This is a genomic window from Bailinhaonella thermotolerans (genome assembly GCF_003594875.1).
In the GTDB taxonomy this organism is placed as follows: Bacteria; Actinomycetota; Actinomycetes; order Streptosporangiales; family Streptosporangiaceae; genus Bailinhaonella; species Bailinhaonella thermotolerans.
Map to the genome: position 1 here is coordinate 113,872 of NZ_QZEY01000019.1, position 26,840 is coordinate 140,711.

Genomic DNA, 26,840 nt, shown 5'->3' on the forward strand with positions numbered 1-26,840 from the left:
TAGGAGAAGAATCGCTCGCACGGATCGTGATGAAGTTCGACCACATCCTCCTCGCCCTGCTGGCGATGCGCCCGTGGACCGGCTATGACCTGCACAAGTGGATGAGGCAGGAAGGCAGGTACCTCCGGCCTGAATCCGACCAGAGCCAGATCTACCGGCTGCTGGCCCGGCTGGAGGAGCAGGGCTGGGCCACCCATGAGCTCGACGAGCGAGACGGCCGCCCTCACGCCAAGGTCTACAGGCTGACCGGCGAAGGGCGGGAGGAGGTGCTGCGGTGGGCGCGCTCGCCTTACGTGCCGTCCCCGCGGTTGCGGGATCCGGAGTTCACGGCCCGCTTCGTCTTCGCCGGCATGCTCGACCCCGCGGTCCTGCGCGACCTGCTGGTCACCGAGTTGGAGGCGCGCAAGGAGCAGGTGCGCCTCAACCGGGGCCGTGACCGGGCCCTCACCTTCGACGAGCCGCTCCCCGAGGTCGATCCGGACCGCGCTCGGCTGCTGTGGGACCTCGTGCACCAGCGCGGGATGGACCTGATCGACTCCTGGATCGAATGGCTCGAACAGACCCTGGCCCGACTCGACGACGAAGGGGTCACCCCGTGACCATCCACGTGATCGCCCCCGGGGACCGGCCGGCGCGGGCCGCGATACTCCTCTTCCACGGCGGCGGCTGGGTGCAGGGCTCGCCCGAGCAGTTCTTCCCCCAGTGCCGGGCCATGGCCCAGCGGGGGATCCTGGCCGCGAGCGGCGTTTACCGCCTGGTCGGCGGAGGGGCCGATTCACCGGCCGACTGCCTGGCGGACGCTCGTGCGGCGATCAGCGAGTTCCAGGGGATCGCCGCCTCCCACGGGCTCGGCGAGGTGGCCGTCGGCGGGGGTTCGGCGGGCGGCCAGCTCGCGCTGGCCGCCACGCTGATCGACCCCGTGGGTCCGGCGCCGTCACGGCTCGTCCTGTTCAACCCCGTCGTCGATCTGTGCTGCGGCTTCGACGCCGGGCTGCTCGCCCTGGTCGGGCTCACCCCGCGGCAGGCCGCCGCGCTGTCGCCCGCCCACCACGCCCAGTCCGGTCTGCCTCCAACCCTGATCTTCCACGGGACGGCCGACCGCCTCGCGCCGATCTCCGCGGTACGGGATCTTTGTACGGCTACCGGGGCGCGGCTGGTCGAGTTCGAAGGCGCCGAACACGGATTCTTCAACGTCAGTCCGTACTACGAGCAGACTCTGGACCGGATGGCGGCCTTCCTGCTCGGCCCCGGCGAGTAGCCGCCGCTCGGGCCTCCGCCGAAGGCCGCCGCGCGGCCCGCCCGGTCTCCGCCATCCCCGGCGGGGAATCGGGTCCGGACGAGGCGGTCAGCGGATCATGCGTCGTGCAGGGCCCGCTCCCGCCTGGCGTCGAGCTCGCTCTGCATCCGCGCGGCGTCCCTGGCGTACGTCCGATAGAGGAGGGTCAGGAACAGGCCGTTGACCACCATCAGGACGACCAGCGCGAGGAGGAACACGGTCTTGAGGCCAAGCGCCGCGCTCAGGAATCCGGCGCCCAGGCTGTAGACCGCCCACGCGATCGCCTCGAAGATCGAGACGTAGAGGACGAAGGCCGCGCCGCGCATCTCCGGGGGGGGTCACCGCCATGACCATCGGCCGGTTGATCCCCGGATTGAGGCCCTGCACGAGCGCCATCAGCCCGAAGAAGGCGCCGAACAACCAGATCGAGCCCCAGTCGAACTGCGTGCCCACGAGCGCGGCGCCGGCGAAGGCGAACTGCGCCGCCTGCAGCACGGCGACCAGGCCGTTGCGGGGGCTGTGCCGTTGCGCCCATGCGCTGAGCGGCCCGCTGAGCAGGTTCCCGACGAAGACACCGATGCCGGCGGGTAGCAGCACGATCGAGGCGACCTCGGTGCTGAAGCCGTACACATCGACCAGGAAGACCACGCCGAAGGCGAGGACGAGCAGGTGCCCGGAGAGCAGGCGGGAGCCCAGCAGGATCAGGAAGGTGGGGATGCGCAGCAGCGCGACCGTCTTGGCCCAGGTGAGCTGGGAGTGCTTGGCCCTGGTGGCCCGATCGATGTCGGCGAGCTGCCGTTCCGAGGCGCCGACGCCCGGGTCGTCGAACCAGATCCAGATGGCCGCGCCGAGCAGCATGTTGAAGGCGCCGATGCCCCACATGCCCCAGCGCCAGCCGTCGTCGACCCCGGCCAGCTGCCCCTTGAGCGGCCCGATCACCGAGGTGAACAGCGCGATCCCGCCGTAGAGCAGGCCGACCGCCTTGCCGCGGGTGTTGTCGGCGAACAGGTCGCCGATGATCTCGGTGATGATCGGCGCGGCGGCGGCGTTGCCGGCGGCGAGGATGGTGTAGAAGATCAGCAGCTGAACGAAGTCCTGGGAGAATCCGGCGGCGATGCCCCAGATTCCCCACAGGCCCGTGGCGAAGGCGAGCACCCCCTTGCGCGACCACCGGTTGGCCGCCCACACCCAGGCGGGTGCGGTGAACACACCGACGATCTTGCTGGCGGCGGTGAGGATGCCCAGGGCGTCCAGCGACAGGCCGAGTGACTGCCTGATCACCGGGAACAGGCCGGTGACCATGCCGGCCTCGGTGTTGTCGACCACCATGCCGCCGCCGAGCAGCGCCAGCTTCCGCCACCGGCCGGGGACCGGGCCCGCGGTCATGCGGGCAGCTCGGCGAGCTCGGCCGCGATCGCGCGCAGCGCCGCGGTCGGAACCAGCGCGCCCGCCATGGCCGCGAGGTCGATCAGTGGAGTGCCAGCGACGAGCTGCAGCATCTCGGAGTCGAGCAGGCCGGGCAGGTGGGCGCGGAGCACCTCAGCCGCGCGTGGGTCGGCGACCAGGGCCTTGATCGGCGTTCGCAGCAGCGGGAAGTCGCTCAGGTCGGGCAGCGGCTCCGCGGCCCTCCGGGCCTGCTCGCGCTGGGCTCGGACGAGGAGGTGCTCCTCGGTGACCTTCCCCGTGGACGGCAGGCCGAGCCGTTCGAACTGGCTCGGCGGAGCCTCGTTGTCCCTCATCAGCTCCACCAGCAGCGCGGCCATGCGCAGTTCGACGTCGTCGTCGGCGATCGGGTCGAGCTGTTCGGGATCGGCTTTCAGGTCGAACAGCAGCGTGCCGTGGTGGAAGGGGTTGAGGAGGGTGCGGCCCTTGATCAGGAGCGTCCGCACGCCCTTGGTGAAGGAGAACGGTTCGGCCAGTTCCAGGTCGGCCAGTTCGGCGGGCGAGAAGCGGTTCTTCATGTGGGTGGGCATCAGCGTGTGCTCCAGCAACGGCGCGTTGGCGGCGGTCGCGGGGGCGCGCATGTAGACGTGGCGGCCGTCGGTGACGTTGACGTGCCCGCCGTGGATGCCGAAGAGGGCCGCCTCCCTGCGCCGGTCACCGTTCAGCGGAAGCCCCTGCATGTCGGCGGGGATGGCCACGCCGAAGTACTCCAGCAATGTCGGGGCCAGGTCGATCGTCTGCACCAGCGCGTCATCGCGGTCGCCGGCCCGTCCGTCGCGCGGATCCCACACGAACAGCGGCAGGTGGACCAGTTCGTTGTACCAGGGCTGCACGCTCTTCCCCCACCAGCCCTTCTCGCCGAGCAGCAGGCCGTGGTCGGTGTTGACGATCAGCAGCGTGTCCTCCCACAGGCCGTGCTCGTCCATGGCGTCCAGGACCCGGCCTAGGGAGTGGTCGCACATCGACAGCAGCGCGGCGTACTCGTAGCGCGCGTGCCGTACCTGCTCGTCGGTCTCGACGACGCGCTTGTAGTCGGGCCAGTCGAAGTGCGGGCCGTCGTAGTCGTGGGGGTAGAGGTCCTTGTAGCGCTTGTGGCTGAAGAACGGCTCGTGCGGGTCGAACGTCTCGATCTGGACGAACCAGTTGTCCTGGGCGTGGTTGGTCCGGATGAATTCCAGGCCGGCGTCGAACGTGCGGGTCTGGGAGTGCAGGTCCTCCGTCGGCATGTGCTGCCGGTTGGCCCAGTCCTGCCGGTAGGAGGGCATCCGCACCCGCTTGAGGTTCTCGGGCATCTCCGGGTCGGCGACCTGGCCCTTCCACGGATCGCCCTCCTGCCCGCGGATGAACTCCCAGGTGCTGTAACGGCCGTGGTAGGTCGCGCCCCCGTCCTCCCAGTAGTGCGGATGGTCGCTGGCCAGGTGGGTGTGCACGCCGTTCCGCTTGAGCAGCTCCGGCATGGAGTCGTCGAACGGCTCGAGCGGCCCCCAGCTGCGATGCAGGAAGTTGTAGCGGCCGGTGTGGAGCTCGCGGCGCGCCGGCATGCAGGGCATCGACCCCGCGTAGGCGTTGTCGAAGGTCACGGCCCGCGCCGCGAGACGGGCGAAGTTGGGCGCGTGGATCCAGTCGCCTCCGTACGGCGGCAGCATGTGCCGGTTGAGACTGTCGAACATGACCATGATCGCTTTCATCGCGATCCTCCAGCAGAGCTTTGTTCGGCGTGATATGAGATACTTCATATGTTCTTAGGAAACTATGGGTCAAGTCCTATAGGGAGCCGATATGCGTGAGCCGAGGCCCTGCTGCGCGCCGCCGGGACCCGGCGGCCTCCCCGTGGCGCCGGATCCGCCCCCGTCCGCCGCCGAAAGCGATCTCGACGGCATGATCGCGCTCCCGGGCGGCGAGTTCCTCATGGGCTCCGACGACGCCGAGGGCTTCCCCGAGGACGGCGAGGGACCGGTGCGGCCGGTGCGGGTCGAGCCGTTCCTCATCGACGCCTGCGCCGTCAGCAACGCCAGGTTCGCGGCGTTCGTCGAGGCCACCGGCTATGTCACCGAGGCCGAGCGCATCGGCTGGTCGTACGTGTTCGCCGGGTTCCTGCCATCCTCGCTGCGCCGGGCCTCGCCGCGGCCGGAGAGCACCCCCTGGTGGTGCGGGGTCACGGGGGCGCGCTGGGACCGGCCGGAAGGCCCGGGCAGCGACCTGGACGGCCGCGGCGACCACCCCGTCGTGCACGTCTCGTGGAACGACGCCCAGGCCTACTGCCGCTGGGCCGGCAAGCGACTGCCCACGGAGGCCGAGTGGGAGTACGCCGCACGCGGGGGCCTGGAGCAGCGGCGATACCCATGGGGGGACGAGCTCGACCCGGACGGGGAATACCGCTGCAACATCTGGCGCGGCCGGTTCCCCGTGAAGAACACCGCGGCCGACGGCTACCGGGGCACCGCGCCCGTCGACGCCTTCCCGCCCAACGGGTTCGGGCTGTACAACACCTCCGGCAACGTCTGGGAGTGGTGCGCCGACGCCTGGGGCTCATCCCGGGTCATCAGGGGCGGCTCGTACCTGTGCCACGAGTCGTACTGCAACCGCTACCGGGTGGCCGCGCGCAGCGCCAACACGGCGGACGCCGCCAGCGGACACGCGGGCTTCCGTTGTGCGCTAAGTTCCTAGGTACATAGGTGAGATCATGCATATCGACTACGTCATCCTCGGGATGCTCGCCCTGCGCCGCTTCGCCGGCTACGACCTGCGCCGGTGGATGGAGGGGCCGGGCCGTTACATCGGCTTCCGCGTCCAGCTCCCGCACATCTACCGGCGCCTGGCCGCCCTGGTGGAGAAGGGCTGGGTCGAGTTCGACGTCGACCCGCGTGACGGCCGCCCCGACGCCAAGATCTACCGGCTGACGGAAGCCGGAAAGCAGGCGTTGCTGGACTGGGCCCGCTCGCCGTACGAGCCGTCCTCACGGCCCATGGACCCCGACTTCAAGATCCGCTTCGTCTTCGGCGGCCAGCTCGATCCGGAGATCGCCATCTCCGTCGTGCGGACCGAGCTGGAGTACCGCCAGAAACACGACCTGAACCCCACCTTCGCCCTGTTCGAGTCGCAGGAGGCGGAGATCCCCGAGCTCGATCCCGCCTGGGCGAGGCAGATCCACACCCTGGCGCACGAGCACGGCTACGCCTCCACCGCCTCCTACGTTGCCTGGCTCCAGCTCACCCTCAACCGTCTCGAAGCGAGCAGAAGGTCCTGAATGCGCATCATCTATGTCGACGTCGACACTCTCCGCGCCGATCACACCACCCCCTACGGCTATCACCGCCCCACCACTCCCAACCTGCAGAAGCTGGCGGACAAGGGCGTCACCTTCGATCGCTACTACTGCTCGGACTCGCCCTGCATGCCCTCGCGCACCGCGCTGACCAGCGGGCAGTTCGGCATCACCAACGGAGTGATCGGCCACTTCGGCCCGGCGGCCCAGTTCCGGCTCGACGCCGGGCACGGCCCCGAGCCCGACCGGCCGCTGCTGGGACAGCTCCTGCAACTGGCCGGCTATTACACGGCCGCCATCTCGGTCTTCGCCGAGCGTCACCGCGCGTACTACTTCCACGGCAACTTCCGGGAGAGCGTGCGGGCCTCGGGCAATTGGGGCGACGAGGACGCGGCCGACATCAACCGCGCCGCCATCGACTGGATCAAGCGCCACGCCGACCAGGACGACTGGTACCTCCACCTGACCTACTGGGAACCCCACACCAACTACACCCAGCCGGTGGAGTGGACGGAGCGGATGGCCGCCAGTGGCCCCGTGCAAGCCTGGCCGGACGAGGAGACCATCGCCGCGCATCGCGAGGTGTACGGCCCGCGCAGCGCCCTGGACCTGCACTACGCGTCGGAGCCCGGCACGTCGCCCGTCCCGCACAACATGCCGGACGCGATCACCTCGCGAGCCGACTTCGAGCACCTGATCAACGGCTTCGACGGCGCCATCGCCTACTGGGACCACCACCTCGGCCTGCTCATGCGCACCCTGGAAGAGCTCGGCCTGGCGGAGGACACGGCGGTGATCGTCAGCGCCGACCACGGCGAGTCCTTCGGTGAGAACGGGTCCTACGCCGAGCACGGGCTGGCCAACGAGCCCACCCACCGGCTGCCGCTGGTCGTCTACTGGCCCGGGCTCACCGACGACCTCCCCGAGGAACGCCGGCGCAACGACAGCCTGCTCTACAACATCGACCTCGCCCCGACCCTGTGCGACCTGCTCGGGCTGCCGACACCCCCCGGCTGGCAGGGCGACACCTTCGCCCCCGCGGTGCGCGGACAGGAGCTCGGCTCGCGCGACTACCTGGTCTTCGGCCACGGCGCGCACACCTACCAGCGCGCCGTCCGCACCCGCGACCACCTCTACATCCGCACCTACCACCCCGGGTGCTTCCGGGCGGAGTGGGAGCAGTTGTTCAACGTGACAGAGGATCCCCACCTCACCCGTGACCTGCTCCCGGAAGAGCCCGAGCTCGCCGACCGGATGCGGGCCCACCTCGCCGAGTGGTGGCACACCTACGCGGGGAGGCCCGGCGCGCTGCCCGACCCCATGCAGGCCACTTTGCAGACCGGCCCGACCTACTACAACGACCCCGTCCGCTACGCGCGGCACCTGCGCGACACCGGGCGCGCCCACCTGGCCGACGACCTGGAGGAGCGGCTGGCCGCGCTGACGGTGCCGGTGTCCTGGCACGCGCCGGACCAGCCCCGCACCGCCTACCTGCGCAGGCGCTGGACCGAGATCATGCAAGGGCCGCGGTGAACACGGCGCGGACGCACGGATCATCCCAGCAGGGCGGCACGCACGCCTTCACCGACATCGACCTCCCCGCTTCCGTCGGCGCTGAGACCCAGGAGTCACCCCCTTTGGAACAGCACATCGTCGAGCGCGCGCTCGCCCGCCTCGACCTGGACGCCAAGACGCGCCTGCTGGCGGGCCAGGACCTGTGGTCGCTGCCGGCCCTGCCCGAGATAGGCCTGCGTTCCCTGGTCATGTCCGACGGCCCGATCGGCGTCCGGGGCACCGCCTATACGGCGGCCGACCCCGCGCTCGCCCTGCCCAGCCCGACCGCGCTGGCCGCCGCCTGGGACCCCGGGCTCGCCAGACGGGCCGGCCTGCTCCTCGCCCAGGAGGCGCGCAGGAAGGGCGTGCACCTCCTGCTCGCCCCGACCGTCAACCTCCACCGCTCGCCCCTGGCAGGACGGCACTTCGAGGCGTACTCCGAGGATCCGTACCTGACCGGCGAGATCGGCGCCGCCTATGTGATGGGTGTCCAGGACGGCGGGGTGGGCGCCACGGTCAAGCACTTCGTCGCCAACGACGCGGAGACCGACCGCTTCACGGTCGACAACCGCCTGTCGGAGCGCGCGCTGCGCGAGCTGTATCTCGCCCCGTTCGAGCACATCGTCGCCACAGCCCGGCCGTGGGCGGTGATGTCCGCGTACAACCAGGTCAACGGCACCACCATGACAGAGCATCACCGGCTCCAGGTCGAGGTGCTGCGAGGAGAGTGGGGCTTCGACGGCGTCGTGGTGTCGGACTGGCTGGCGGCCCGCGACACGGTACGGGCCATAACCGGCGGCCTGGACATCGCCATGCCCGGCCCGCTGACCGTCTTCGGACCCGCCCTCGCCGCTGCCGTACGCGCCGGCCACGTCGCCGAAGCCACGGTGGACGAGGCCGTCCGGCGCGTCCTGCGGCTCGCGGCCCGCGCCGGGCTCCTCGACGGCGCCGAACCCGCAGTGGCCGCGGACGCGCTTCCCGCCGACATCGACGGCAGGCGGCTGGCCAAGGAGATCGCCTGCCGCTCATTCGTCCTGCTCCGCAACGAGGGCGGCGCCCTGCCGCTCACCCCGGCACCCGGTGACGGGGTCGCGCTCATCGGCGGCGCGGCCCGCGAGGCGCGCATCCAGGGCGGTGGCTCCGCCACCGTCTTCCCCGGCCGGGTCGTCAGCCCCCTGGACGCGCTCGGCGCCGCGCTCCCCCGGCTCGTCTACTCGGCCGGCGCCGATCCGCACGACGGACTGACGCTGGCCGGGCAGGGCTTCGAACTGCGTGGCGTCCTGCGTGACGCGCACGGCGCCGTGCTCGCCGACCAGGCGCTCGGCGATGGGCGGATCCGGTGGATGGCCTCGTCCCTGCCCGGCGGCGTCGGCTTCCAGGCACTCGACTCGGTGGAGATCACCGGTGTGTACACGCCCGAGGAGAGCGGCACGCACCACTTCGGCACCAAAGGTATCGGAGCCTTCCGCCTGGTGGTCGACGGCACGGTCCTGTTCGACGGCGTCCACCGTCCGGAGAACGGCGACCCGCTGGAGGCGCTCACCGGCCGCCCGGTCGAGCGCGGCTCGATCAGCCTGGAGAAGGGCCGGCCGGTCACCGTGAGCCTGCTGGCGGCGGAGCCCAAGATGTCCTACGGCCCTGTCGAAGGGGTGGCCTTCGCCCTGGCCCATCGGCCCCCTGGCGGGCACGGTGAGGCGCTGATCGAGGAGGCCGTCGCCGCCGCGCGGACGGCGGACGCCGCGATCGTGGTCGTCGCGACCACGGAGGCCGAGGAGAGCGAGGGCTTCGACCGCGCCGGCCTGAGGCTGCCCGGCCGCCAGGACGAACTCGTCCACCGCGTCGCGGCGGTCAACCCGCGGACGATCGTGGTGGTCAACTCCGGCGCCCCGGTCGAGATGCCCTGGCGCGACGAGGTCGCGGCGATCCTGCTGTCCTGGTTCCCCGGGCAGGAGGGCGGGGACGCGCTCGCCGACGTGCTCCTGGGAGTCCAGGAGCCGGGTGGCCGCCTGCCCACCACCTGGCCCGCCGCGCTCGCCGACGCGCCCGTCAGCACGGTGACGCCCGAGGGCGGGATCCTGCGGTACGACGAGGAGCTCTTCATCGGCTATCCGGCCTGGGATCGCCACCCGGTCGCCCCCGCCTACCCGTTCGGCCACGGCCTCGGCTACACCACCTGGGAGTATGAGGACATGGACGCCACGGCCGAGCGGGTTCGGGTACGGCTGCGCAACGCAGGGTCCCGGCCCGGGCGCGAGACCGTGCAGATCTACGCCGCGCCCGTCGGCGCCGCCGAGGACCGGCCCGCCCGCCGCCTCGTCGGCTTCGCGACCGTCACCGCCGATCCCGGTGAGGGCGTCGAGGCGGAGATCGCGCTCGCCCCGCGGGCCTTCCAGGTCTGGGACGCGGAGGAGAACAGGTGGAGCAAGGCCGCGGGACCGTACCTGGTCCACGCCTCCCGCAGCGCGGCCCATGACCTCCTGGCCGCGTCTGTCCTCATAGACCCGGAATCGGGCGCGTAGGACGGGTGTTTCGCGGGGCGGGCGAGGGCGGCCCGCGCCCCGCCCCGCCCGGCCCCGGCGCCCACGCCGGGGCCCGCTCCGCCGGTCAGGACCGCCGAGGCCGGCGGACGAGCCCGGGGCCCGCGGCCGGACAGGCCGCGGCAGGTTGCGCGAATGCCGCGCACGCGCGCCGGGTCTGCTCGGCCAGATCGATGCTGCGATCGGCGAGCCACTGGAGCTGGAGGCCTTCGAGCGCGGCGACGATCATCATCGCGGTGGCCTCCACGTCCAGGTCCGCCGGGGCCCGCCCGTCGGCCTGCAGCTCGCGGATGCCGTCGGCGATGCGCCCGCGGACGGTGACGAACCGCGCGGCCATGTAGCCGTGGGCCGGGTGGGCGGGGTCGGCGGCCGCGGCGGCGAGCGTCGCGTGGAGCTCGATCTGGCCAGGCACCGAGGCGTTGTGTTCCATCACGGCGACGAGCCGCTCGACGGGGTCGAGCTCCGCCTGATCCCAGTAGGCGGCATTGACCTCGTCACGCTTGCGCAGGACCTCGGTGAGCAGGTGTTCCTTGGAGTCGAAGTAGTGCATGACACCTGTCAGGCTGATGCCGGTCTTCCGCGCGATCTCGCGCAGGGAGGTGCCCCGATAGCCCTCCTGGGCGAAGACGTCCAACGCCGCGCGGAGGATTTCCTCCCGCTTGGCGACGCCCTTGGCGTAGGAGCCCTGCGCGCTCATCGATCCCCATTCCTGACCGCGCCGCCCGGCGGATTCGCTTCGTCGCTGATGCGCCAGCAAGCCTAATACCCGCCGGTGATCGCCCGGCGCACGCCGAAGCAGAGCCGTTCAGAGGCTTGTCCCCAAGAAACCGTGCACTGTACGGTTTTGCTCTCGACCTGCCGACCCAAGGAAGCCGTCATGACGACGTCATCGCCGCCCCCCGCCGAGCCCGGCGCCTCTGTCATCGACGGCACGATGGAGGGCAAGACCCCGATCCGGGGGCCGTTGCGGCGGCTGCTGGCTTGGGTGCTCCCGGCGAACATGTCGATCTACCTCGTCTGGGGCGCGGTGCCGTCAGTCCTCATGGCGCTGCAGGTGCAGCGGTCGCTGGGAGAGGAGGACAAGGCGGCGAATCTCGCGATCATCACCACGGTCGGGGCCATCGCCTCCGTGCTCACCCAGCCCATCGCCGGCGCGATCTCCGATCGGACGCGCAGCCGGTTCGGCAGGCGCGCGCCGTGGCTGATCTTCGGCGGGCTCGTCGGCGGCCTGTCCCTGATCGGCATGTCACTGGCGCACACCCTGGCGCACTTCGTGATCGCCTGGGTGTGCGTCCAGATCGGCTTCAACTTCGCGCAGGGCCCGCTCAGCGCGGTGCTGCCGGACCGGGTGCCGCGTTCGGTGCGCGGGACGTTCGCCGCGGCGCTGGGCCTCGGGGCGATGTTCGGGTCCTTGGGTGGGCAGATCTATGGCGCATCCCTTTCCGACCACATCCCGCTGGCCTACACCCTGCTGGCCGGCATCGGCGTCCTCGGCCTGGTCCTCTTCGTCGTGTTCAATCCCGACCGGTCCGGCGCGGACGAGCAGGTGAAGTCGCTCACGCCGCGCGAGTTCCTCCGCGCGTTCTGGGTCAGCCCGCGGAAGTATCCCGACTTCGCCTGGGCCTTCGGCAGCCGGCTGTCGCTGTACCTCGGCTACCACATCGTCGTCGGCTACAAGCTGTACATCCTGCAGGACTACATCGGGCTCGGCGCTGACGCCATCACGGTTCTCCCCGCCATGGGGGCCGCCGCGCTGGGCGGGCTGCTGGTGACCACCGTGATCGGCGGCCGGTTGTCCGATCACCTCGGCCGCAGGAAGATCTTCGTGCTCGTCTCCGCCGCGGTCGTCGGCGGGGCGATGCTCATCCCGCTCGCCCTGCCCTCGACCACGGGGATTCTGTTGATGGCCGGCGTCGCGGGCTTGGGCTTCGGCTGTTTCCAGGCGGTGGACACCGCGCTGATCTCCGAAGTGCTCCCGTCGAAGGCCTCGTTCGCCAAGGACCTCGGCATCGTCAACATGGCGCAGTCGCTGCCGCAGGTGCTCGCCCCCGCCATGGCCGGGGCCATCGTCATCGCCTCGGGCGGCTACGCGGCGCTCTTCCCCGTCGGGGCGGTGTTCGGGGTCCTGGGCGGACTCGCCGTTCTGCCGGTCAAGGCCGTACGGTGACCCCGGCTCTCCGCGACCACGTGACTTCCTGGAGGAGCGCATGAACCTGTGGAACAGCCCGGAGTCCACCTCCGTGGGACGCGAGCCTATGCACGCGGTGCGGCGGGGTGAGCGTGTCCGCCTCAACGGGGAGTGGGGGTTCGAGCTCCTGGACGATCCGTGCCGGCGTCCCTCCGGCCGGTGGCGGCCGATCGAGGTGCCAGGCGCGTGGACCATGCAGCGGATCGGGGACTCACCGCACTACACGAACGTCACGATGCCGTTCCCGGAGTATCCGCCTTCGACGCCGACGCGCAACCCGACCGGTGTCTACCGCCGGGTGTTCCAGGCCGACCCGCGATGGACGGGCCGCCGGGTCGTGCTGCACGTGGGCGCCGCGGAAAGCGTCCTGCTGGTGCGGCTCAACGGCCGCGAAGTCGGTGCGAGCAAGGACAGCCGGCTGGCCGCGGAGTTCGACCTCACCGATCACCTGCGCCCCGGCGGCAACGAGCTCCTTCTCACCGTGGTGAAGTGGTCCGACGCGAGTTTCCTCGAGGATCAGGATCAGTGGTGGCACGCGGGCCTCACGGGCGAGGTGTATCTGTACACCACCCCCGCGACGTACTTGGCCGACGTGCACGCGGTGGCCGACTACGACCCTGGGACCGGAGACGGGACGCTCACCGTCACGGCCGAACTCGGCAGCCGCGATGCCACCTCCGCGGCGACCTGGCGGGTGCGGGTCCACGCACTCGGCGCGGCCGTGGAGGAGCCCGTCCCCATGCGGCGTCCGCGCGCGGTGCCCTCCGAGCAGCTGGAGATCCCCGCCGAGCTCGCCGAGGTCGACCTCTTCGGCCTCTACAGCGGGCGCGCCGCGGGGATCGCGGTCCCCGCCCCGCTGGCGGCGGCCGGTGAGATGATCTCCGCGGCGATGTTCCCCGCACCTGCCAGACGGGTTGCGGTGACCATCCCCGCCCCCGGTGTGACGCCGTGGAACGCCGAGCAGCCGACCCTGCACGACATCGCGATCGAGCTGGTGGACGAGGACGGCACCGTGGTGGACGCGACCACGCTGCGCGTGGGGTTCCGCCGGGTCGAGATCGTCGGGCGTGACCTCCTCGTCAACGGCAGGCGCGTCTGGATCCAGGGGGTCAACCGGCATGATTTCCACCCGCGTACCGGCCGGACGCTGGTCCCGGAGCAGATCGCCGCGGAGCTCGAGCTGCTCAAGCGCCACAACATCAACGCGATCCGCGCCTCCCACTACCCCGCCCACCCGGCGCTGCTCGATCTCGCCGACGAGTACGGTTTCTACGTCATCGACGAGGCGAACATCGAGGGGCACGCGTACGCCTCGGCGTTGTGCCGGGATCCCCGCTACCTGGGCGCCTTCGTCGATCGCGTCTCTCGCATGGTCCTGCGGGACCGCAACCACGCCAGCGTGATCGCCTGGTCGCTCGGCAACGAGACCGGCAGCGGGCCCAACCACGACGCCGTCGCGGCCTGGGTGCGCGCGTTCGACCCGACCAGACCGCTGCACTACGAGGGCGCGATCTCGGCGGACTGGTACGGCGGGCACGGTCAGACCGACATCGTGTGCCCGATGTACCCGACGATCGAGGCCCTGCGCGCGTACGGAGCCGACCCGCGCTCGGACCGGCCGCTGATCATGTCCGAGTACCAGCACGCGATGGGCAACTCCAACGGATCCCTCGACGAGTACTGGGAGGTGATCCGCTCGACACCGGGTCTGCAGGGCGGGTTCGTGTGGGAACTGTGGGACCACGGCCTCGACCCCGACGGCGACGGGAGGTATCGGTACGGCGGGGATTTCGGCGACGAACCGAATGACGGGAACTTCTGTCTCGACGGTCTGCTGTTCCCCGACGGCACGCCGCATCCGGCGATGTTCGAACTCCGACACGTCTTCGCCCCCCTGCGGGTCGCCGGAACCGCTGCGGATGTGCGCGACGGCGCTGTCGAGGTGCGCAACGAGCGATCCTTCGCCGCGCTCGACGATCTACGGCTCACAGCGCGCGTCGTGACCGCCACCGGGACCGGGCAGGCGGTGGAGATTCCCCTTCCGCCGCTGGCCGCGGGCGCGAGCGCGCGTGTCGCGCTGCCCCGGGCGCTGGTCGAGACGATCGCCGGGCACGACGGCGTGCTCGCGGTGCGCTTCGAGGTCAGCACCGCGAAGGACGAGCGGTGGGCACCGGCCGGCGCCGAGTTGAGCGTGCAGCAGGTGGTGGTCGCCGAACCACGAGCGGATCTGCCGGGAATCGTGCCCATGGGCGCTCGCCCAGCGGGGCTCGAACTGGACGGCGAAGGCCTTCTGGTGCACCCCCTGTTGTCCCAAGGACCGCGCCTGGCCTTCTGGCGCGCCCTCACCGACAACGACCGATCCCGGTTCGTGCGTGGACGCCTGGCGGCCACCGGTCTGGCCGACGTACGTCGTGAGCTCGTGGCCGTCGGCGAAAGCCGCGGCCGAACCTTCGTCCGGGCACGGTATGTCACGGCGACCGGTCATGTCATTGAGCACGAACAGGCGATCGCCGTCGAACGCGACGGACGATTGCGTGTGGACGAACATGTGGAAATCCCGGCCACGCTGACCGACATTCCGCGGGTCGGTGTGGAGATGACGACTGCCGCCGGGTTCGACCGGGTGACGTGGGTGGGCGACGGGCCGCACGAGTGCTATCCCGACCGGCGTGCGTCCGCGCTGACCGGCCGATGGTCGGCGAGGGTGGCGGAGATGGCCGTGCCGTACATCCGGCCGCAGGAGAACGGAGGGCGCACCGGCGTCGTGCACGCCGAGCTGACCCGCGACGACGGCGCGACCCTGACACTGGACGCGGACCGGCCGATGCAGCTCAACGTGGCCCACGTGACCACGGCGGATCTCGCCTCGGCCACGCACGTATGGCGGCTCAGGCCCCGGGCGGAGACGGTCGTGCATCTCGACGTCGCGCATCGCGGCGTCGGTACCGCCTCGGTCGGGCCCGATCTGCCCACCCGGTATCGCGTCGGCGCGGGGTCGTATTCCTGGACGTGGTGGCTGGGTGCGGCAGCGAGCTGACGTGGACGACATGGACGACATGGCCGACGCGGTCGGTGCCAAGCAGGAGAAGGAGACACACGTGGACGCTGATGTCGTTGTCGTCGGCGGCGGGCTCGCCGGCCTCGTCGCGGCCGACGAGCTGATCCGGGCCGGTCGGCGCGTGGTGCTCGTCGACCAGGAGAACGCGGCGAACCTCGGCGGCCAGGCCTACTGGTCCTTCGGCGGCCTCTTCCTGGTGAACACCCCCGAGCAGCGGCGCCTCGGCGTGAAGGACTCGTTCGACCTCGCCTGGCAGGACTGGCAGGGCAGCGCCGGGTGGGACCGTCTGGACGGCGAACTTCCCGAGGACGAGTGGGCGGCACGCTGGGGCCGGGCGTACGTGGAGTTCGCCGCCGGGCAGAAGCGATCCTGGCTCATCGAGCGGGGCCTGCGCTTCACGCCGATCGTCGGCTGGGCCGAGCGCGGCGCGGGCACCGCGGGTGGGCACGGCAACTCGGTGCCGCGGTTCCACGTGGCCTGGGGCACCGGCACCGGGGTCAGCGAGCCGTTCGCCGATCGGGTGCGCGCCGCCGCGGCCGACGGCCGGATGACCCTGCTGTACCGCCATCGCGTCGACGAGCTGGTGATCACCTCGGGCCGGGTCACCGGAGTGGCGGGCACCGTCCTCGCGGACGACGACAGCCCGCGCGGCGTGGCGTCGAACCGGACCCCGGTGGGATCGTTCACCCTGTCCGCGCAGGCCGTCGTGCTGGCCACCGGCGGGATCGGCGGGAACCACGACCTGGTACGCCGGTACTGGCCGCCCCGGCTGGGCAGGCCGCCACGGGCGATGGTCACCGGGGTGCCCGCCTACGTCGACGGCCGGATGCTGGACATCGCCGAGGCGGCGGGCGTGCGGCTGGTCAACAAGGACCGGATGTGGCACTACACCGAGGGCGTCCAGAACCACACGCCGATCTGGCCGGGCCATGCCATCCGTATCCTGCCCGGCCCGTCGTCGATGTGGTTCGACGCGCTGGGCCGCCGCCTGCCGGTCCCCGCGCTGCCCGGCTACGACACCCTCGGCACGCTCAAGCACCTGCGTACCGACCCGGCGATCGCCGGATATGACCATTCCTGGTTCGTGCTCACCCAGAAGATCGTCGAGAAGGAGTTCGCGCTGTCCGGCTCAGAGCAGAACCCGGACATCACGAACCGGGACCGCAGACAGCTCCTCCGCAACCGGCTCGGCAAGGGCGCGCCACCTCCGGTCGAGGCGTTCCTGCGGCGCGGGGCGGACTTCGTCGTCGCCCCCACGATCGGCGAGCTGGTCGCGAAGATGAACGCGCTCACCGGCGAGCCGTTGCTCGACCCCGGCTCGATCGAGCGGCAGATCCGGGAGCGCGACGCGGAGATGGCGAACCCGTTCACCAAGGACACGCAGGTGATGGGGATCCACAACGCCCGCCGGTACCGGGGAGACCGGCTGGTGCGCGTAGCCGCACCGCACCGGATCCTCGACCCGGCGGCGGGCCCGCTGATCGGGGTACGGCTGCACGTGCTGACCCGCAAGACGCTGGGCGGGATCCAGACCGACCTGGAGGGGCGGGCGCTCGACACACGAGGCCAGCCGATCGAAGGGCTGTACGCGGCCGGCGAGGCGGCCGGGTTCGGCGGCGGTGGCGTGCACGGTTACAACGCGCTCGAGGGATCGTTCCTCGGCGGCTGCCTGTTCACCGGCCGCACCGTGGGCCGCTCGCTCGCCCGGGCGCTGTAGCCGCGACACGATACGGCCCCTTGGCCCCGCTGACTGGTGAGCTCGCCCTGTTCGCCACCGTCAGTGCATGGGCCCGGCCGCGGAGGTGATGGTCGCCGGTGGCTCTTCGGCGCGCTCGCGGCCCGGCTCGACGGCTACCTGACCCAGCGCGGCTCCGCCGTACGTCCTCGTGAGCGCCCGGCGGTATGTACGCGGCGCATAGCCCGGCCTCAACCGGGAGGCCGGGGGCGGCCGGCCGGTTCGGCGAGTACGCAGTGGGTGCCGGTGTAGATGGTGGGCATGCATTTGTTGCAGTGGACGCACAGGGATCGGGTGGAGGGATCGGTCTGGAATCGGTTGATCAGGTCGGGCTCGCGTAGCAGGGCGCGGGCCATCGCGACGAACTCGAAGCCCTCGGCCATGGCCAGGTCAATGGTGGCGCGCTGGCTGATGCCGCCGAGCAGGATCAGCGGCAGCTTCAGCGCGGCGCGGAACCGCCGCGCGCTGTCCAGGAGGTAGGCCTCCCGGTAGGGGTAGCTGCGCATGAAGCGGTCGCCGGTGAGGTGGATGCCCAGGCGTACCGGCTGGGGGAAGGCGGCCGCGAGCTCCCGGATGGGTGCGTCCCCGCGGAACAGATACATCGGGTTGAGCAGGGAGCTGCCGGCGGTCAGTTCGAGGGCGTCGACGCTGCCGTCGCGTTCCAGCCACCGGGCGACCTGGAGGCTCTCGTCCAGCCCCAGCCCGCCGGGCACACCGTCGTCCATGTTGAGCTTGGCCAGGATGGCGATCTGGTCGCCGACCTCCTCGCGTACGGCTCGGGCGGTGTCGAGGGCGACCTTCGCGCGGTTGGCCAGCGGCCCGCCGTACTCGTCCCGGCGCTTGTTGATTCTGGGGCTGAGGAAGGAACTCGCGAAGTAGTTGTGCCCGAGGTGGATCTCGACGGCGTCGAACCCGGCCTCGATCGCCAGCCGGGCGGCGTGGGCGTGGGCGTGAGTGATGCGCTCGATGTCGCCGCCGGTGGCGCGGCGCACGACCTGGCCTGACTGGAGCCTGAACGAGCGGGAGGGGCCGAGCGCGGGCACGCGGTTGGACCTGCCGCTGGCGACCGGCCCGGCGTGCCCGATCTGCGCGGAGACGGCCGCTGCTTCGGCGTGCACGGCCTCGGTGAGGCGGCGCAGGCCGGGTAGCGTTTCGGGCCGCATCCAGAGCTGGTGGCGTCCGGTCCTGCCCTCGGGCGCCACCGCGCAGTAGGCCACCGTCGTCATCCCCACGCCGCCGGCGGCGTGCCGCCGGTGAAACTCGATCAGCTCGTCGCTCACCTGGGCGCCCCTGGTCATGCCTTCGAACGTGGCGGCCTTGATGACCCGGTTGCGCAAGGTGATCGGGCCGAGCCTGGCCTGGCCGAACACGTCCAGCGCGGCGGGACCTTCGCTCATCGGCGTCCTCCTCGCGACTGAGGCAGCTTTCAATCACTGATTGAAACACGATTTGAAGTTGGTGCACAATGACGGCATGGCCGAGGAGGAGAGTTCGACGAGGGCGCGGCTGCTGGCCGCCGCGGCACAGCTGTTCCTGGACAAGGGCGCGGACCAGGTCTCCGTCCGCGCCATCAACGCCGAGGCGGGCCTGAACCCCGGAGCTGTCCATTACCACTTCGGCTCACGGGAGGGGCTGATCGCGGCGCTGCTGGAGCGGGAGCTGGCGCCGCTGTGGAGCGACCGCATGGAGGCCGTCGCCCGCCGCTCTCAGGATGAGGGGGAGAAGTTCGAGGTCAGAGATCTGGTCGCGGCCATCGTGGAACCCTTCGAGGAACTCTCGCGCAGCGAGAAGGGACGCATGCTGTGCCATCTCCTGGCTCGCTCCGTGCTGCGCGGCGGCCGGCTGCCGAATGTCGCGGCGTGGTTCCGCATCGCCCCCTTCGAGATCATGCTCGGCAGGGCGCTGCCGCATCTGTCCGTACGCGAGGTGGCCGACCGCTGGCGACTGACCTTCACCCTGCTCCTGCAGGTCTACGGGCGGCCGATGATCGCCTCCCCGGCCGCGCCTGCGCGGTTGCCGGAGTCCACCACCGTGATCGCTTTCATCACCGCGGGTCTCACCGCGCCCACCGCCGCGGAGCGGCTCACCTGACCGTGCCCGCGGGGACCGCGACCGTCCCCTTCCCGACTTGAAGGTGGACCGCCTTGGACGGCATCGAGACTCTGATGATCGTGGCACCGCCTGTGGCCATCGCCGTCGTGATGCTCGGTATCGGCCTCGCGCTCTCGGCGGAGGACTTCCGCCGGGTGATGGTCTATCCCAAAGCGGTCGTCATAGCGCTCGGCTGCCAGCTGATTCTTCTGCCGGTCGTCTGTTTCGGGCTGATCATCCTGTTCGAGGCGTCGCCGGGCGCGGCGGTGGGCATGGTGCTGCTCGCCGCGTCACCCGGCGGGCCCAGCGCGGCCGTCTTCAGCCACGTCTTCAAGGGGAACGTAGCTCTCAACATCACTCTCACCGCGATGAACTCCGTGGTCAGCGTGGTCACCCTCCCCCTCTGGGTCGGGCTCGCCCTGCGGGTGTTCTACGCGCGGCAGGGCGTGGATCTCCACCCCGCGGAGACCCTGCAGGTTCTGGTGATCGTCCTGCTGCCGGTCGCCATCGGCATGCTCACCCGCTGGCGCAGGCCGCACCTCGCCGACAGGGCCGCCCGGCCGGTGAAGGCGCTCTCCATCGTCGTCATGGTCAGCCTCATCCCCATCGCCCTTGTCCTGAACCTGGACACCCTCAAGAGCGCCCTGGCTGCTGTGAGCCTGATAACCCTCCTCTTCAGCGTCATCGGCCTCACCGCCGGCTACTGGATCCCCCGCCTGGCGAAGGTGGAGCGGCCCCAGGCGATCGCCTGCGCCATGGAGATCGGCATTCACAACACCCCGCTGGCCCTGGGCATCGCGCTCAGCCCCGAGCTGCTCGGCGTCCCGGAAATGGCCATGCCGGTCGGGGTCTACGCCATCTGCAGCATGTTCACATCCACGGCGTTCGGCCTGCTGCTGGTCCGGCGCCGTCCTTCCGCCCCCGGCCCCGCCGGAGAACCGCAGAGGAGAACAGCGTGACTGACACCAAGGCCGACATCGAATCCGCAGGCGGGACGGCGTTCGGCAACTACGGAGTCGAGCAGGCGACCCACCTGTTCTCGCGGACGGTCACCGGCCCCCGGGAAACCACGGTGCGCGAGGTGGCGCCACGAACCTTCCTCATCCAGCCGGGGCTGGTCAACGTCGGGCTGTTCGAGACCGATGAGGGCCTCGTCATGGTCGACTGCGGCTGCGCGGGAGACGGCCCCCGGCTGCTGGAGGCCGTACGGCGTTGCAGCGACAAGCCGTTGCACACCGTCGTCATCACGCACGGTCATGTGGACCATGCCTTCGGCCTCTGGGCGCTCCTGGACGCGGGGGAGCGTCCCCGCGTCATCGCGCACGAGAACATCATCGGCCACTACGAGCGCTACATGAAGTCGGCCGGGCTCAACGCGCGGATCAACTTCCAGCGGCCCAGAGAGGACGGCAAGGCCTGGCCGGCGGAACCCGCGGACTTCCTCTGGCCCGACATCACCTTCCGCGACACCCTCGAGCTCCGCGTCGGCGGCGAACGCTTCGTCCTGCGCCACGGCAAGGGCGAGACGGACGACGCGACCTGGCTGTGGGCGCCCGAGCGGGCCGTCATCGCCGCCGGCGACCTCGTCACGGGTTACCTGCCGAACTGCGGGAATCCACGCAAGGTCCAACGGTACGCCGAGGAGTGGGCGGACGCGGCGGAGGAGATGGCCGCCCTCGGCGCCGCGCATGTCATCCCGGGCCACGGCGACGCGGTCGACGGCGTGGAGGCCATCCGCGACGAGCTCCTCACCCTCGCGGAGTACCTCCGGCACATCGTCCGGCACGCCCTCGACGGTCTCAACGCCGGGCACGCGCCCGACCACATCGTCGAGACCCTCGTCATCCCGCCGCGCCTGGCGGCGCACCCCCGCCTGCAACCGGTCTACGACCAGCCGGAATTCATCTGCCGCAACGTGATCCGCCGGTACGGTGGCTGGTGGGACGGCCACCCCGCCAACATCCTGCCCGCCCCCGCCGCCGACCGGGCCCGCGAGATCGCCCGGCTGGCCGGCGGCGTCGGCGCCCTCGTCGCCCGCGCCCGCGCCCTCGCCGAGTCCGACCTCCGGCTGGCCTGCCACCTCGCCGAATGGGCCTTCCTCGCCGACCAGGCCGACCTCGCCGCCCAGGACTGCTACGCCGACCTCTTCGACCGGCGCGCCCGCACCGAGACCTCGATCATGGCCAAGATGGCACTCGGACAGCCCAGGATGCTCGTGGAGGCCCTGCGCGCGAGCTCCTCATGAGGGTGGCGGCCTGTCAAGGGCAGGCGACCCGCCCCTTGACGCTCGCCGTACCCGCAACCCACATCGCCCTGATCATGTGATGACGCCGCGTCACGGCACGGCCCCGCCGGCCGCGCCGTGACGTACATCGGCGTCCGCGCCCCAGGGCCGGGAGTTCATGCCGAGCGGCTCAGCGCGGCCCGGCTCACCGCGTGGGCGAAGGGCAGCCCGGCGGTGTAACGTTCCAGCTCGCCGAGGGCGGAGCGGGTCAGACGGCGCAGTTCCCCACCCAGGGAGCCGGCGATGTGCGGAGTCAGCAGCACGTTCGGCAACTCGTAGAGTGGGGAGTCGGCCGGCAGCGGCTCGGGTTCGGTGACGTCGATGACCGCGTGCAGGCGCCCGGAGACGAGTTCGGCCGTGAGCGCGTCGAGGTCCACCAGGGAGCCTCTCGCCGTGTTGATCAGGGTGGCGCCGTCCCGCATGCGCGCGAGGCGCGCCCGGTCGAGCAGGTGCCGCGTCTGCGGCAGTTCCGGCGCGTGGATGGAGACGACGTCGCTGGCGGCCAGCAGTTCGTCCAGCGGGAGCAGCCGGGCTCCCGCCGTACCGGAGTCCAGGTAGGGATCGGCGACCAGCAGATCGAGGTCGAAGGGTCGCAAGAGGTCCAGCACGCGCCGGCCGATCGTGGAGGCGCCGACGATCCCGACCGTCTGGCGGTAGTTGCCGAAGCCGGGGAAGAGCTGCGCCCAGTCCAGGGCCCGGCGATGCCTGCGGTAGAGGTCGCGGATCTCAAGGACCCGCTTCCCCGCGAAGAGGATCGCGGCGACGGTGTACTCCGCCACGGGTACCGCGTTGGCGGCCCCGGCGGACGAGACCCGGATGCCCCGTTCCCAGCAGGCGTCGGTGATGTGGTGCTTGACCGAGCCCGCGACATGGACGACGGCCCGCAGCCGCGGGGCGCGGCTCAGCACGGCGCGGTCGATCGGCGGGCACCCCCAGGAGGTGATGAGAACCTCCACCTCCCGAAGGTCCGCGGCGGCGAGGTCCTGGACCGCACGGGTGGGATCGACCTCGACGAGAGAGGTGAGCCGGTCGATCTCTTCCAGCCCGAACAGCGGCCGCAGGTGGGCGGGGTTCATGGCCAGCATCGCGCGGATCATTTCAGCGCCCCCGCGGTCATGCCCGCCTTCCAGTGGCGCTGGAGCACGACGAAGGTGATCACGAGGGGCACGACGGCGATCAGCGAGCCAGTGATCGCCAGCAGGTAGTCCTCGGGGTGGCCCTGCGAGAACGCCGTGGAGTTCCAGGTGTAGAGGCCGAGGTTGACGGGGAACAGGCGCTGGTCGGAGAGCATGACCAGAGGCAGGAAGAAGCTGTTCCAGATGTGCGTGAGCTGGAACAGGAAGATCGTCACGAAGCCGGGCCGCAGCATGGGGAACGCCACGCTCCAGAACGCGCGCCATTCCCCCGCGCCGTCCACCCGGACCGCTTCCAGGACCTCTCCGGGGACGGACGCGGCGCTGAACACCCGCCCCAGGTAGACCCCGAAGGGGAAGACGAGACCGGGCAGGAAGGCCCCCCAGAAGGTGTTGACCAGTCCGATCTCGGCCGCCACCAGGTAGAGCGGGAGCGCCGTGGCGGTGGCCGGGACCAGAACGCCGAGCAGGACGAACCCGAAGAGCTTCTCCTTGTACGGCACCGCGAGCTTGTCGAAGGCGTATCCGGCCAGCACGCAGAGGAAGGCGGCCACGGCGGCGCCGACGACCGCGTACACGACCGTGTTGACCAGCCAGCGCAGGTAGATGCCGTCGGAGGCGGCGAACAGGCGTTTCAGGTTGGCGGCGAGCTCGAAGCGCCGGCCGGGAGCGAATCCGTTGGTGCCGAACAGGTCGTCGATGTCCTTGGTCGCCGACATCACCAGCCACAGCAGCGGCATGAGGGTGTAGACGGCGGCGAGCGCGAGGGCGGCGTTCACCCCGATCCGGGACAGGAGCACGGAAGGCAGGGCCAGGCGGCGCGTCCGCGTGCGGTCGAGGGCCAGGGTCATCGCGAGCTCCTCCGTGCTGTGGCGCGGGTGACCGCGAACGACAGGACCGCGCCCAGGAGCGCGATGAGCATCGAGGCGGCGGCGGCCAGGCCGTAGTCGTGCCGCTCGAAGGCCGCCGTGAGGGCGTACATGTTCGGCGTCCAGGAACTGCTGACCGTGGAGGCGGCCCGGTTGATGATCTTCGGTTCGGTGAAGAGCTGGATCGCCCCGATCACCGTGAACAGCCCGGCCATGACCACCGCTGCGCGGATCATGGGGACCTTGATGGCGAAGGCCAGGCGCAGACCGCGCGCGCCGTCCACGGTCGCGGCCTCCAAGATCTCGCGCGGAACGGCCTGCAGGGCCGCGTAGAAGATGATCACGTTGTAGCCGATCCACTCCCAGGTGGCGATGTTGACCACCGAGAGCAGCACGTGGTCGGATGCCAGGAAATCCCACTCCAGCAGTGCGACGATCGGGCTCAGGCCGGGCGTGTAGAGGTAGACCCAGATGATCGCCGCGATCAGGCCGGGTACGGCGTGCGGCAGGAACAAGGCGAGTTGGAGCAGGCGCTTCATCTTGGCCGCGGCCGAATCCAGCAGCAGGGCCAGGACGAGGGCCCCGCCGACCATCAGGGGCAGGTAGACCAGGCAGTAGGCCGCGATGATCAGGAACCCGCCGCGAAAGGCCGGGTCGGACAGGGCTCTGACGTAGTTGTCCACTCCGGCGAACACCGTCTCGGCCGGTCCGAAGCCCAGCCCGGACGCCTTCTCGGTGAACAGGCTCAGCGCCGCCGCGTACGCCAGGGGCACGATCGTGACGGCGACGAAGCACAGCAGGAAGGGAGCGACGAACAGGATCGCCGCCCCGCGTCGGCGATCGATCACGATTGGGCGCTCAGGCCGCGGGACTTCATGTCGGACACGGTGGCCGTCTCCGCTCCGGTCAGCGCGCCGGAGAGCGGGGAACCGTTCTGCATCTTCCCGAGGGAGTCGATGATCGAGGTGAACGTGGTGCCCATCGCCGGGCCCCAGGTCCAGCCGGGCAGCACCGAGTCGTAGGAGGTCGCTCCCGTGGCGTAGATGTCCTGGCCGCCGAAGTAGTCGGTCTTGAAGGACTGCTTCACCACGCTCACCAGCGCCGGGTCGGCGGGGAACATGCTGCTGGTGCCGCTGGACACCCAGGCCTTCATGCCCTCGGGGTCGGTCGTGATCCACTTGATGAACTCCATGGCCTGGGCCGCGTGCTTGGCGCCCTTGGGCACGCCGAAGGCGGAACCGCCGTACATGCCGCTCGCGGGCTTGCCGTCCCAGGTCGGCAGCGGCGCGAGGGCCCACTTGCCCTTCTGGTCCGGCACCGTGGCCTGCAGGCCGCCGGCGCACCAGCTCGCGCACACGTAGGCGACGGTCTCGCCCGCCTTCACGCTCTGCCAGAAGGCGTCCATCAGCGCCGGGAGCGGGCGGACGAGGTCGTCCTTGACCAGGGACTCCCAGTAGGCGGCGACCTTCCGGGAGGGCTCGCCGTCGAGGTCGACCCGCCACGCGCCGCCTTCGGCGCGGAACCACTTCGCGCCCGCCTGCCAGGCCAGTCCGGTGAGCACCGAGGCGTCGTTGTTCCAGAAGACGCCGGCGCGTGCCCGCGGATCGGCCTTCTTCGCCTTCCCGGCCGCCTCGCGGTACTCCTCCCAGGTCGCGGGGACGTCGATCTTGTGCTTGGCGAAGAAGTCCTTGCGGTAGTAAAGCATCATCGGCCCCACGTCCCTGGGGACCGCCCAGGTCTTCTGGCCGAGTTCGACGAGGTTCCGCACCTGGGCGGGGAACCGTTGCGCGACGAGCGGGCCGGCGCTCGCGGTCAAGTCCTCCAACTGCCCCGTGCTGACCACCTCGGGCAGCCGCATGAACTCCACCAGGGCCACGTCGGGGACGGTCCCGGCCTTCACGGCGTTGGACAGTTTGCTGTAGTACTCCGGCCCCGAGGGCACGGTCTCCAGCTTCACCCGGAAGCCCTTGCGGCTCTCGTTGAACGTCTTGACGACGGTGTCCGAGGCCTTCACGAACGACCAGAGGGTGATCTCGGCCGCCTGCTCGGACTTCGCGGGCGGCGTGGCTCCGCACGCCGTGAGGAGGGGCAGCGCGGTGGCCGCGATCACTGCCATCGACGTTCTGATCTTCATCATGTCCGCTCCTGCCAGTTTGGCGAATGCGGTCATCATTCGATTGCGATCGATTTCGTGTCAATGGCTAGCGTGATCACGAAGACGTCACGGGCGGGGCATCGGCTCTGATCACGAGCCGGAATCGGCGCCACAGGACGCGCGTACGCGCAGCTCGGGGCGGAGCAGGACCTGCCTGCGCGGGCCCGCGGGCTCGCCCATGCGACGCATGAGCAGTTCCACGGCCTCGGCGCCGACCGCCTGCTTCGGCGGCGCGACCGCGGTCAGCGGTACGTCTCCCATGGTGGCGACCTCGTCGTCGTAGGTGACGAGCGCGATGTCCCGGGGTACGTCGAGCCCGCGGGCGCGCAGGCGCCGTACCAGCTCGATGGCGTCGTAATCGTTGTGCACCAGCACCGCGCGGACATCCTCGGCCTTGGCCAGTCCGGCGAACTCCTCCAACTGCGCGTCGACGCCGGCGGGATCGTCGTCGCGCGAGCCGAGCAACAGCCGGGGCTCCGCCCGCCGCAGGCCGAAGCTCCGCAGCGCCCGCTCGTACCCCTCGCACAGCCAGGGCGTGGTCAGGCTCTCCTCCCTCGCCAGCATCGCCACGTGCTCGTGACCGAGACGGGCGAGGTGCCGGACCGCGAGATACGCGCCGAACACGTGGTCGGAGGCCACCTGCTCCACATCGCCGGACTCGAAACCGGCGCGTCGCTCCACCAGGATGACCGGGACGTCCAGGCTCTCCAGCCATCTGCCGGTCTCCGCCGAACTCGCGGGGTTCCACCTCGGAGTGAGCAGCAGGCCGTCCACCCCCGCGGCCAGCAGCTCCCCGACCCGGGCCCGGTCCTCCTCCAGGTCGTAGCGCGAGACGCTCAGCACCACCCGTGCCCCGCGGGCGCCGGCCGCCGCCTGCGCCCCCTTGATCACCTCGGGATAGTAGTAGGACGCGTGCGGTACCACCATGCCGAACACCGGGCCCTGGCCGGCCCGCGTGCCGGCCGGGGGCGCGTCCGCCTCCGGGGCCTGGGCGGGGTCCGCGGCGCGCGGTCCCTGGAGCAGGGTGGCGCCACCGTGGATGCGCTTGAGCAGCCCGCGCCCGGCCAGCTCGCGCACGTCGTGCCTGACGGTCACCGCCGAGACGCCCAGCCGTTCCGCGACCTCGCTGACCTTGATCGAGCCTTCCAGTCGCAGCAGTCGAAGGATCGCCTCATGCCGCTCGTCGGTTACCATGCCGTCGCCCCTCCACCCAACCGCCAGACGAAATCATTCGAAATCAAGTCATTGTAGG

The 26,840-nt window shown here is 70.8% G+C and carries 21 protein-coding genes; 12 read left to right on the forward strand and 9 right to left on the reverse strand.

Translation table 11 applies throughout. From position 1 onward, the window contains the following. Positions 1–29 precede the first annotated feature (29 nt). Both D5H75_RS33370 and D5H75_RS33375 read left to right on the forward strand, forming a co-directional pair. Positions 30–599 carry a PadR family transcriptional regulator gene (locus tag D5H75_RS33370; RefSeq protein WP_119930570.1) on the forward strand — a complete coding sequence of 190 codons (570 nt, stop codon included), beginning with the start codon at positions 30–32 and terminating at the stop codon, positions 597–599. Further along, entirely contained in the window at positions 596–1,258 is a 663-nt protein-coding gene (locus D5H75_RS33375; protein WP_202638750.1) for an alpha/beta hydrolase, read from the forward strand. Before D5H75_RS33370 ends, D5H75_RS33375 begins: the two co-directional genes overlap by 4 nt. Before the next feature lie 87 nt (positions 1,259–1,345). Here the strand turns inward: D5H75_RS33375 and D5H75_RS33380 are convergent, their stop codons facing one another. Continuing rightward, positions 1,346–2,662 carry an MFS transporter gene (locus D5H75_RS33380; RefSeq protein WP_119930572.1) on the reverse strand — a complete coding sequence of 439 codons (1,317 nt, stop codon included), beginning with the start codon at positions 2,660–2,662 and terminating at the stop codon, positions 1,346–1,348. Next, the gene (locus D5H75_RS33385) at positions 2,659–4,407 is read right to left on the reverse strand and encodes a sulfatase (RefSeq protein ID WP_119930573.1); all 1,749 of its coding nucleotides are present in this window, start codon (positions 4,405–4,407) and stop codon (positions 2,659–2,661) included. Before D5H75_RS33385 ends, D5H75_RS33380 begins: the two co-directional genes overlap by 4 nt. 91 nt (positions 4,408–4,498) lie before the next feature. Here D5H75_RS33385 and D5H75_RS33390 point away from each other — a divergent pair, with 91 nt between their 5' ends. From D5H75_RS33390 to D5H75_RS33405, 4 genes are all read left to right on the forward strand, one after another. Continuing rightward, entirely contained in the window at positions 4,499–5,386 is an 888-nt protein-coding gene (locus D5H75_RS33390; RefSeq protein ID WP_119930574.1) for a formylglycine-generating enzyme family protein, read from the forward strand. Positions 5,387–5,402: 16 nt separating this feature from the next. After that, positions 5,403–5,966 (forward strand): PadR family transcriptional regulator, encoded by a 564-nt coding sequence (locus D5H75_RS33395; protein WP_119930575.1) that lies wholly within the window; start codon positions 5,403–5,405, stop codon positions 5,964–5,966. Then, a complete protein-coding gene (locus D5H75_RS33400) occupies positions 5,967–7,517 on the forward strand; it encodes a sulfatase family protein (protein WP_119930576.1) in 1,551 nt (516 codons plus the stop codon). It begins immediately after the preceding gene. Positions 7,518–7,621: 104 nt separating this feature from the next. Beyond that, the gene (locus D5H75_RS33405; protein WP_119930577.1) at positions 7,622–10,057 is read left to right on the forward strand and encodes a glycoside hydrolase family 3 protein; all 2,436 of its coding nucleotides are present in this window, start codon (positions 7,622–7,624) and stop codon (positions 10,055–10,057) included. Between the two features lie 85 nt (positions 10,058–10,142). Here D5H75_RS33405 and D5H75_RS33410 read toward each other — a convergent pair whose 3' ends face one another. After that, positions 10,143–10,772 carry a TetR/AcrR family transcriptional regulator gene (locus tag D5H75_RS33410; protein WP_119930578.1) on the reverse strand — a complete coding sequence of 210 codons (630 nt, stop codon included), beginning with the start codon at positions 10,770–10,772 and terminating at the stop codon, positions 10,143–10,145. Between the two features lie 180 nt (positions 10,773–10,952). On the opposite strand from D5H75_RS33410, the gene D5H75_RS33415 reads away from it, so the two are divergent. Genes D5H75_RS33415 through D5H75_RS33425 form a run of 3 tightly spaced genes read left to right on the forward strand, consistent with a single transcriptional unit; the run spans position 10,953 to position 17,038 of the window. Then, positions 10,953–12,242 (forward strand): MFS transporter, encoded by a 1,290-nt coding sequence (locus D5H75_RS33415; protein WP_119930579.1) that lies wholly within the window; start codon positions 10,953–10,955, stop codon positions 12,240–12,242. A 40-nt stretch (positions 12,243–12,282) separates the two neighbouring features. Further along, positions 12,283–15,300 (forward strand): glycoside hydrolase family 2 TIM barrel-domain containing protein, encoded by a 3,018-nt coding sequence (locus D5H75_RS33420; protein ID WP_119930580.1) that lies wholly within the window; start codon positions 12,283–12,285, stop codon positions 15,298–15,300. Positions 15,301–15,319: 19 nt separating this feature from the next. Continuing rightward, positions 15,320–17,038 (forward strand): FAD-binding dehydrogenase, encoded by a 1,719-nt coding sequence (locus D5H75_RS33425; RefSeq protein ID WP_202638766.1) that lies wholly within the window; start codon positions 15,320–15,322, stop codon positions 17,036–17,038. A gap of 209 nt (positions 17,039–17,247) precedes the next feature. Here the strand turns inward: D5H75_RS33425 and D5H75_RS33430 are convergent, their stop codons facing one another. After that, positions 17,248–18,453, reverse strand: a complete 1,206-nt coding sequence (locus tag D5H75_RS33430; protein WP_119930581.1) for an NADH:flavin oxidoreductase — start codon at positions 18,451–18,453, stop codon at positions 17,248–17,250. 61 nt (positions 18,454–18,514) lie between these two features. Here D5H75_RS33430 and D5H75_RS33435 point away from each other — a divergent pair, with 61 nt between their 5' ends. Genes D5H75_RS33435 through D5H75_RS42195 form a run of 3 tightly spaced genes read left to right on the forward strand, consistent with a single transcriptional unit; the run spans position 18,515 to position 21,392 of the window. After that, positions 18,515–19,147, forward strand: coding sequence for a TetR/AcrR family transcriptional regulator (locus D5H75_RS33435; protein WP_242454664.1), 633 nt, complete (start codon positions 18,515–18,517; stop codon positions 19,145–19,147). Positions 19,148–19,200: 53 nt separating this feature from the next. Next, positions 19,201–20,106 carry a bile acid:sodium symporter family protein gene (locus tag D5H75_RS33440; protein WP_202638751.1) on the forward strand — a complete coding sequence of 302 codons (906 nt, stop codon included), beginning with the start codon at positions 19,201–19,203 and terminating at the stop codon, positions 20,104–20,106. Beyond that, positions 20,103–21,392 (forward strand): alkyl sulfatase dimerization domain-containing protein, encoded by a 1,290-nt coding sequence (locus D5H75_RS42195; RefSeq protein ID WP_202638752.1) that lies wholly within the window; start codon positions 20,103–20,105, stop codon positions 21,390–21,392. Before D5H75_RS33440 ends, D5H75_RS42195 begins: the two co-directional genes overlap by 4 nt. 155 nt (positions 21,393–21,547) lie before the next feature. Here D5H75_RS42195 and D5H75_RS33455 read toward each other — a convergent pair whose 3' ends face one another. The 5 genes from D5H75_RS33455 to D5H75_RS33475 form a co-directional block, all read right to left on the reverse strand. Beyond that, complete coding sequence (locus tag D5H75_RS33455; protein ID WP_119930620.1) at positions 21,548–22,516, reverse strand: hydroxyacid dehydrogenase; 969 nt, start codon at positions 22,514–22,516, stop codon at positions 21,548–21,550. 8 nt (positions 22,517–22,524) lie between these two features. Then, positions 22,525–23,415: a carbohydrate ABC transporter permease gene (locus D5H75_RS33460; protein WP_119930584.1), complete on the reverse strand. Its 891-nt coding sequence runs from the start codon at positions 23,413–23,415 to the stop codon at positions 22,525–22,527. Continuing rightward, positions 23,412–24,281, reverse strand: coding sequence for a carbohydrate ABC transporter permease (locus D5H75_RS33465; RefSeq protein WP_202638754.1), 870 nt, complete (start codon positions 24,279–24,281; stop codon positions 23,412–23,414). The genes D5H75_RS33460 and D5H75_RS33465 overlap by 4 nt, the downstream gene beginning before the upstream one ends. Further along, a complete protein-coding gene (locus D5H75_RS33470; RefSeq protein ID WP_202638755.1) occupies positions 24,278–25,570 on the reverse strand; it encodes an ABC transporter substrate-binding protein in 1,293 nt (430 codons plus the stop codon). The genes D5H75_RS33465 and D5H75_RS33470 overlap by 4 nt, the downstream gene beginning before the upstream one ends. A 108-nt stretch (positions 25,571–25,678) precedes the next feature. After that, positions 25,679–26,782, reverse strand: coding sequence for a substrate-binding domain-containing protein (locus D5H75_RS33475; RefSeq protein ID WP_119930585.1), 1,104 nt, complete (start codon positions 26,780–26,782; stop codon positions 25,679–25,681). Positions 26,783–26,840 lie beyond the last annotated feature (58 nt).

Coding starts and splice junctions, on each gene's coding strand:
- D5H75_RS33455 (WP_119930620.1), bottom strand. CDS start 22,516: ATGCTGGCCATGAACCCCGCCCACCTGCGGCCGCTGTTCGGGCTGGAA.
- D5H75_RS33460 (WP_119930584.1), bottom strand. CDS start 23,415: ATGACCCTGGCCCTCGACCGCACGCGGACGCGCCGCCTGGCCCTGCCT.
- D5H75_RS33415 (WP_119930579.1), top strand. CDS start 10,953: ATGACGACGTCATCGCCGCCCCCCGCCGAGCCCGGCGCCTCTGTCATC.
- D5H75_RS33425 (WP_202638766.1), top strand. CDS start 15,320: ATGGCCGACGCGGTCGGTGCCAAGCAGGAGAAGGAGACACACGTGGAC.
- D5H75_RS33400 (WP_119930576.1), top strand. CDS start 5,967: ATGCGCATCATCTATGTCGACGTCGACACTCTCCGCGCCGATCACACC.
- D5H75_RS33370 (WP_119930570.1), top strand. CDS start 30: ATGAAGTTCGACCACATCCTCCTCGCCCTGCTGGCGATGCGCCCGTGG.
- D5H75_RS33390 (WP_119930574.1), top strand. CDS start 4,499: ATGCGTGAGCCGAGGCCCTGCTGCGCGCCGCCGGGACCCGGCGGCCTC.
- D5H75_RS33380 (WP_119930572.1), bottom strand. CDS start 2,662: ATGACCGCGGGCCCGGTCCCCGGCCGGTGGCGGAAGCTGGCGCTGCTC.
- D5H75_RS33410 (WP_119930578.1), bottom strand. CDS start 10,772: ATGAGCGCGCAGGGCTCCTACGCCAAGGGCGTCGCCAAGCGGGAGGAA.
- D5H75_RS33475 (WP_119930585.1), bottom strand. CDS start 26,782: ATGGTAACCGACGAGCGGCATGAGGCGATCCTTCGACTGCTGCGACTG.
- D5H75_RS33385 (WP_119930573.1), bottom strand. CDS start 4,407: ATGAAAGCGATCATGGTCATGTTCGACAGTCTCAACCGGCACATGCTG.
- D5H75_RS33470 (WP_202638755.1), bottom strand. CDS start 25,570: ATGATGAAGATCAGAACGTCGATGGCAGTGATCGCGGCCACCGCGCTG.
- D5H75_RS33420 (WP_119930580.1), top strand. CDS start 12,283: ATGAACCTGTGGAACAGCCCGGAGTCCACCTCCGTGGGACGCGAGCCT.
- D5H75_RS33395 (WP_119930575.1), top strand. CDS start 5,403: ATGCATATCGACTACGTCATCCTCGGGATGCTCGCCCTGCGCCGCTTC.
- D5H75_RS33430 (WP_119930581.1), bottom strand. CDS start 18,453: ATGAGCGAAGGTCCCGCCGCGCTGGACGTGTTCGGCCAGGCCAGGCTC.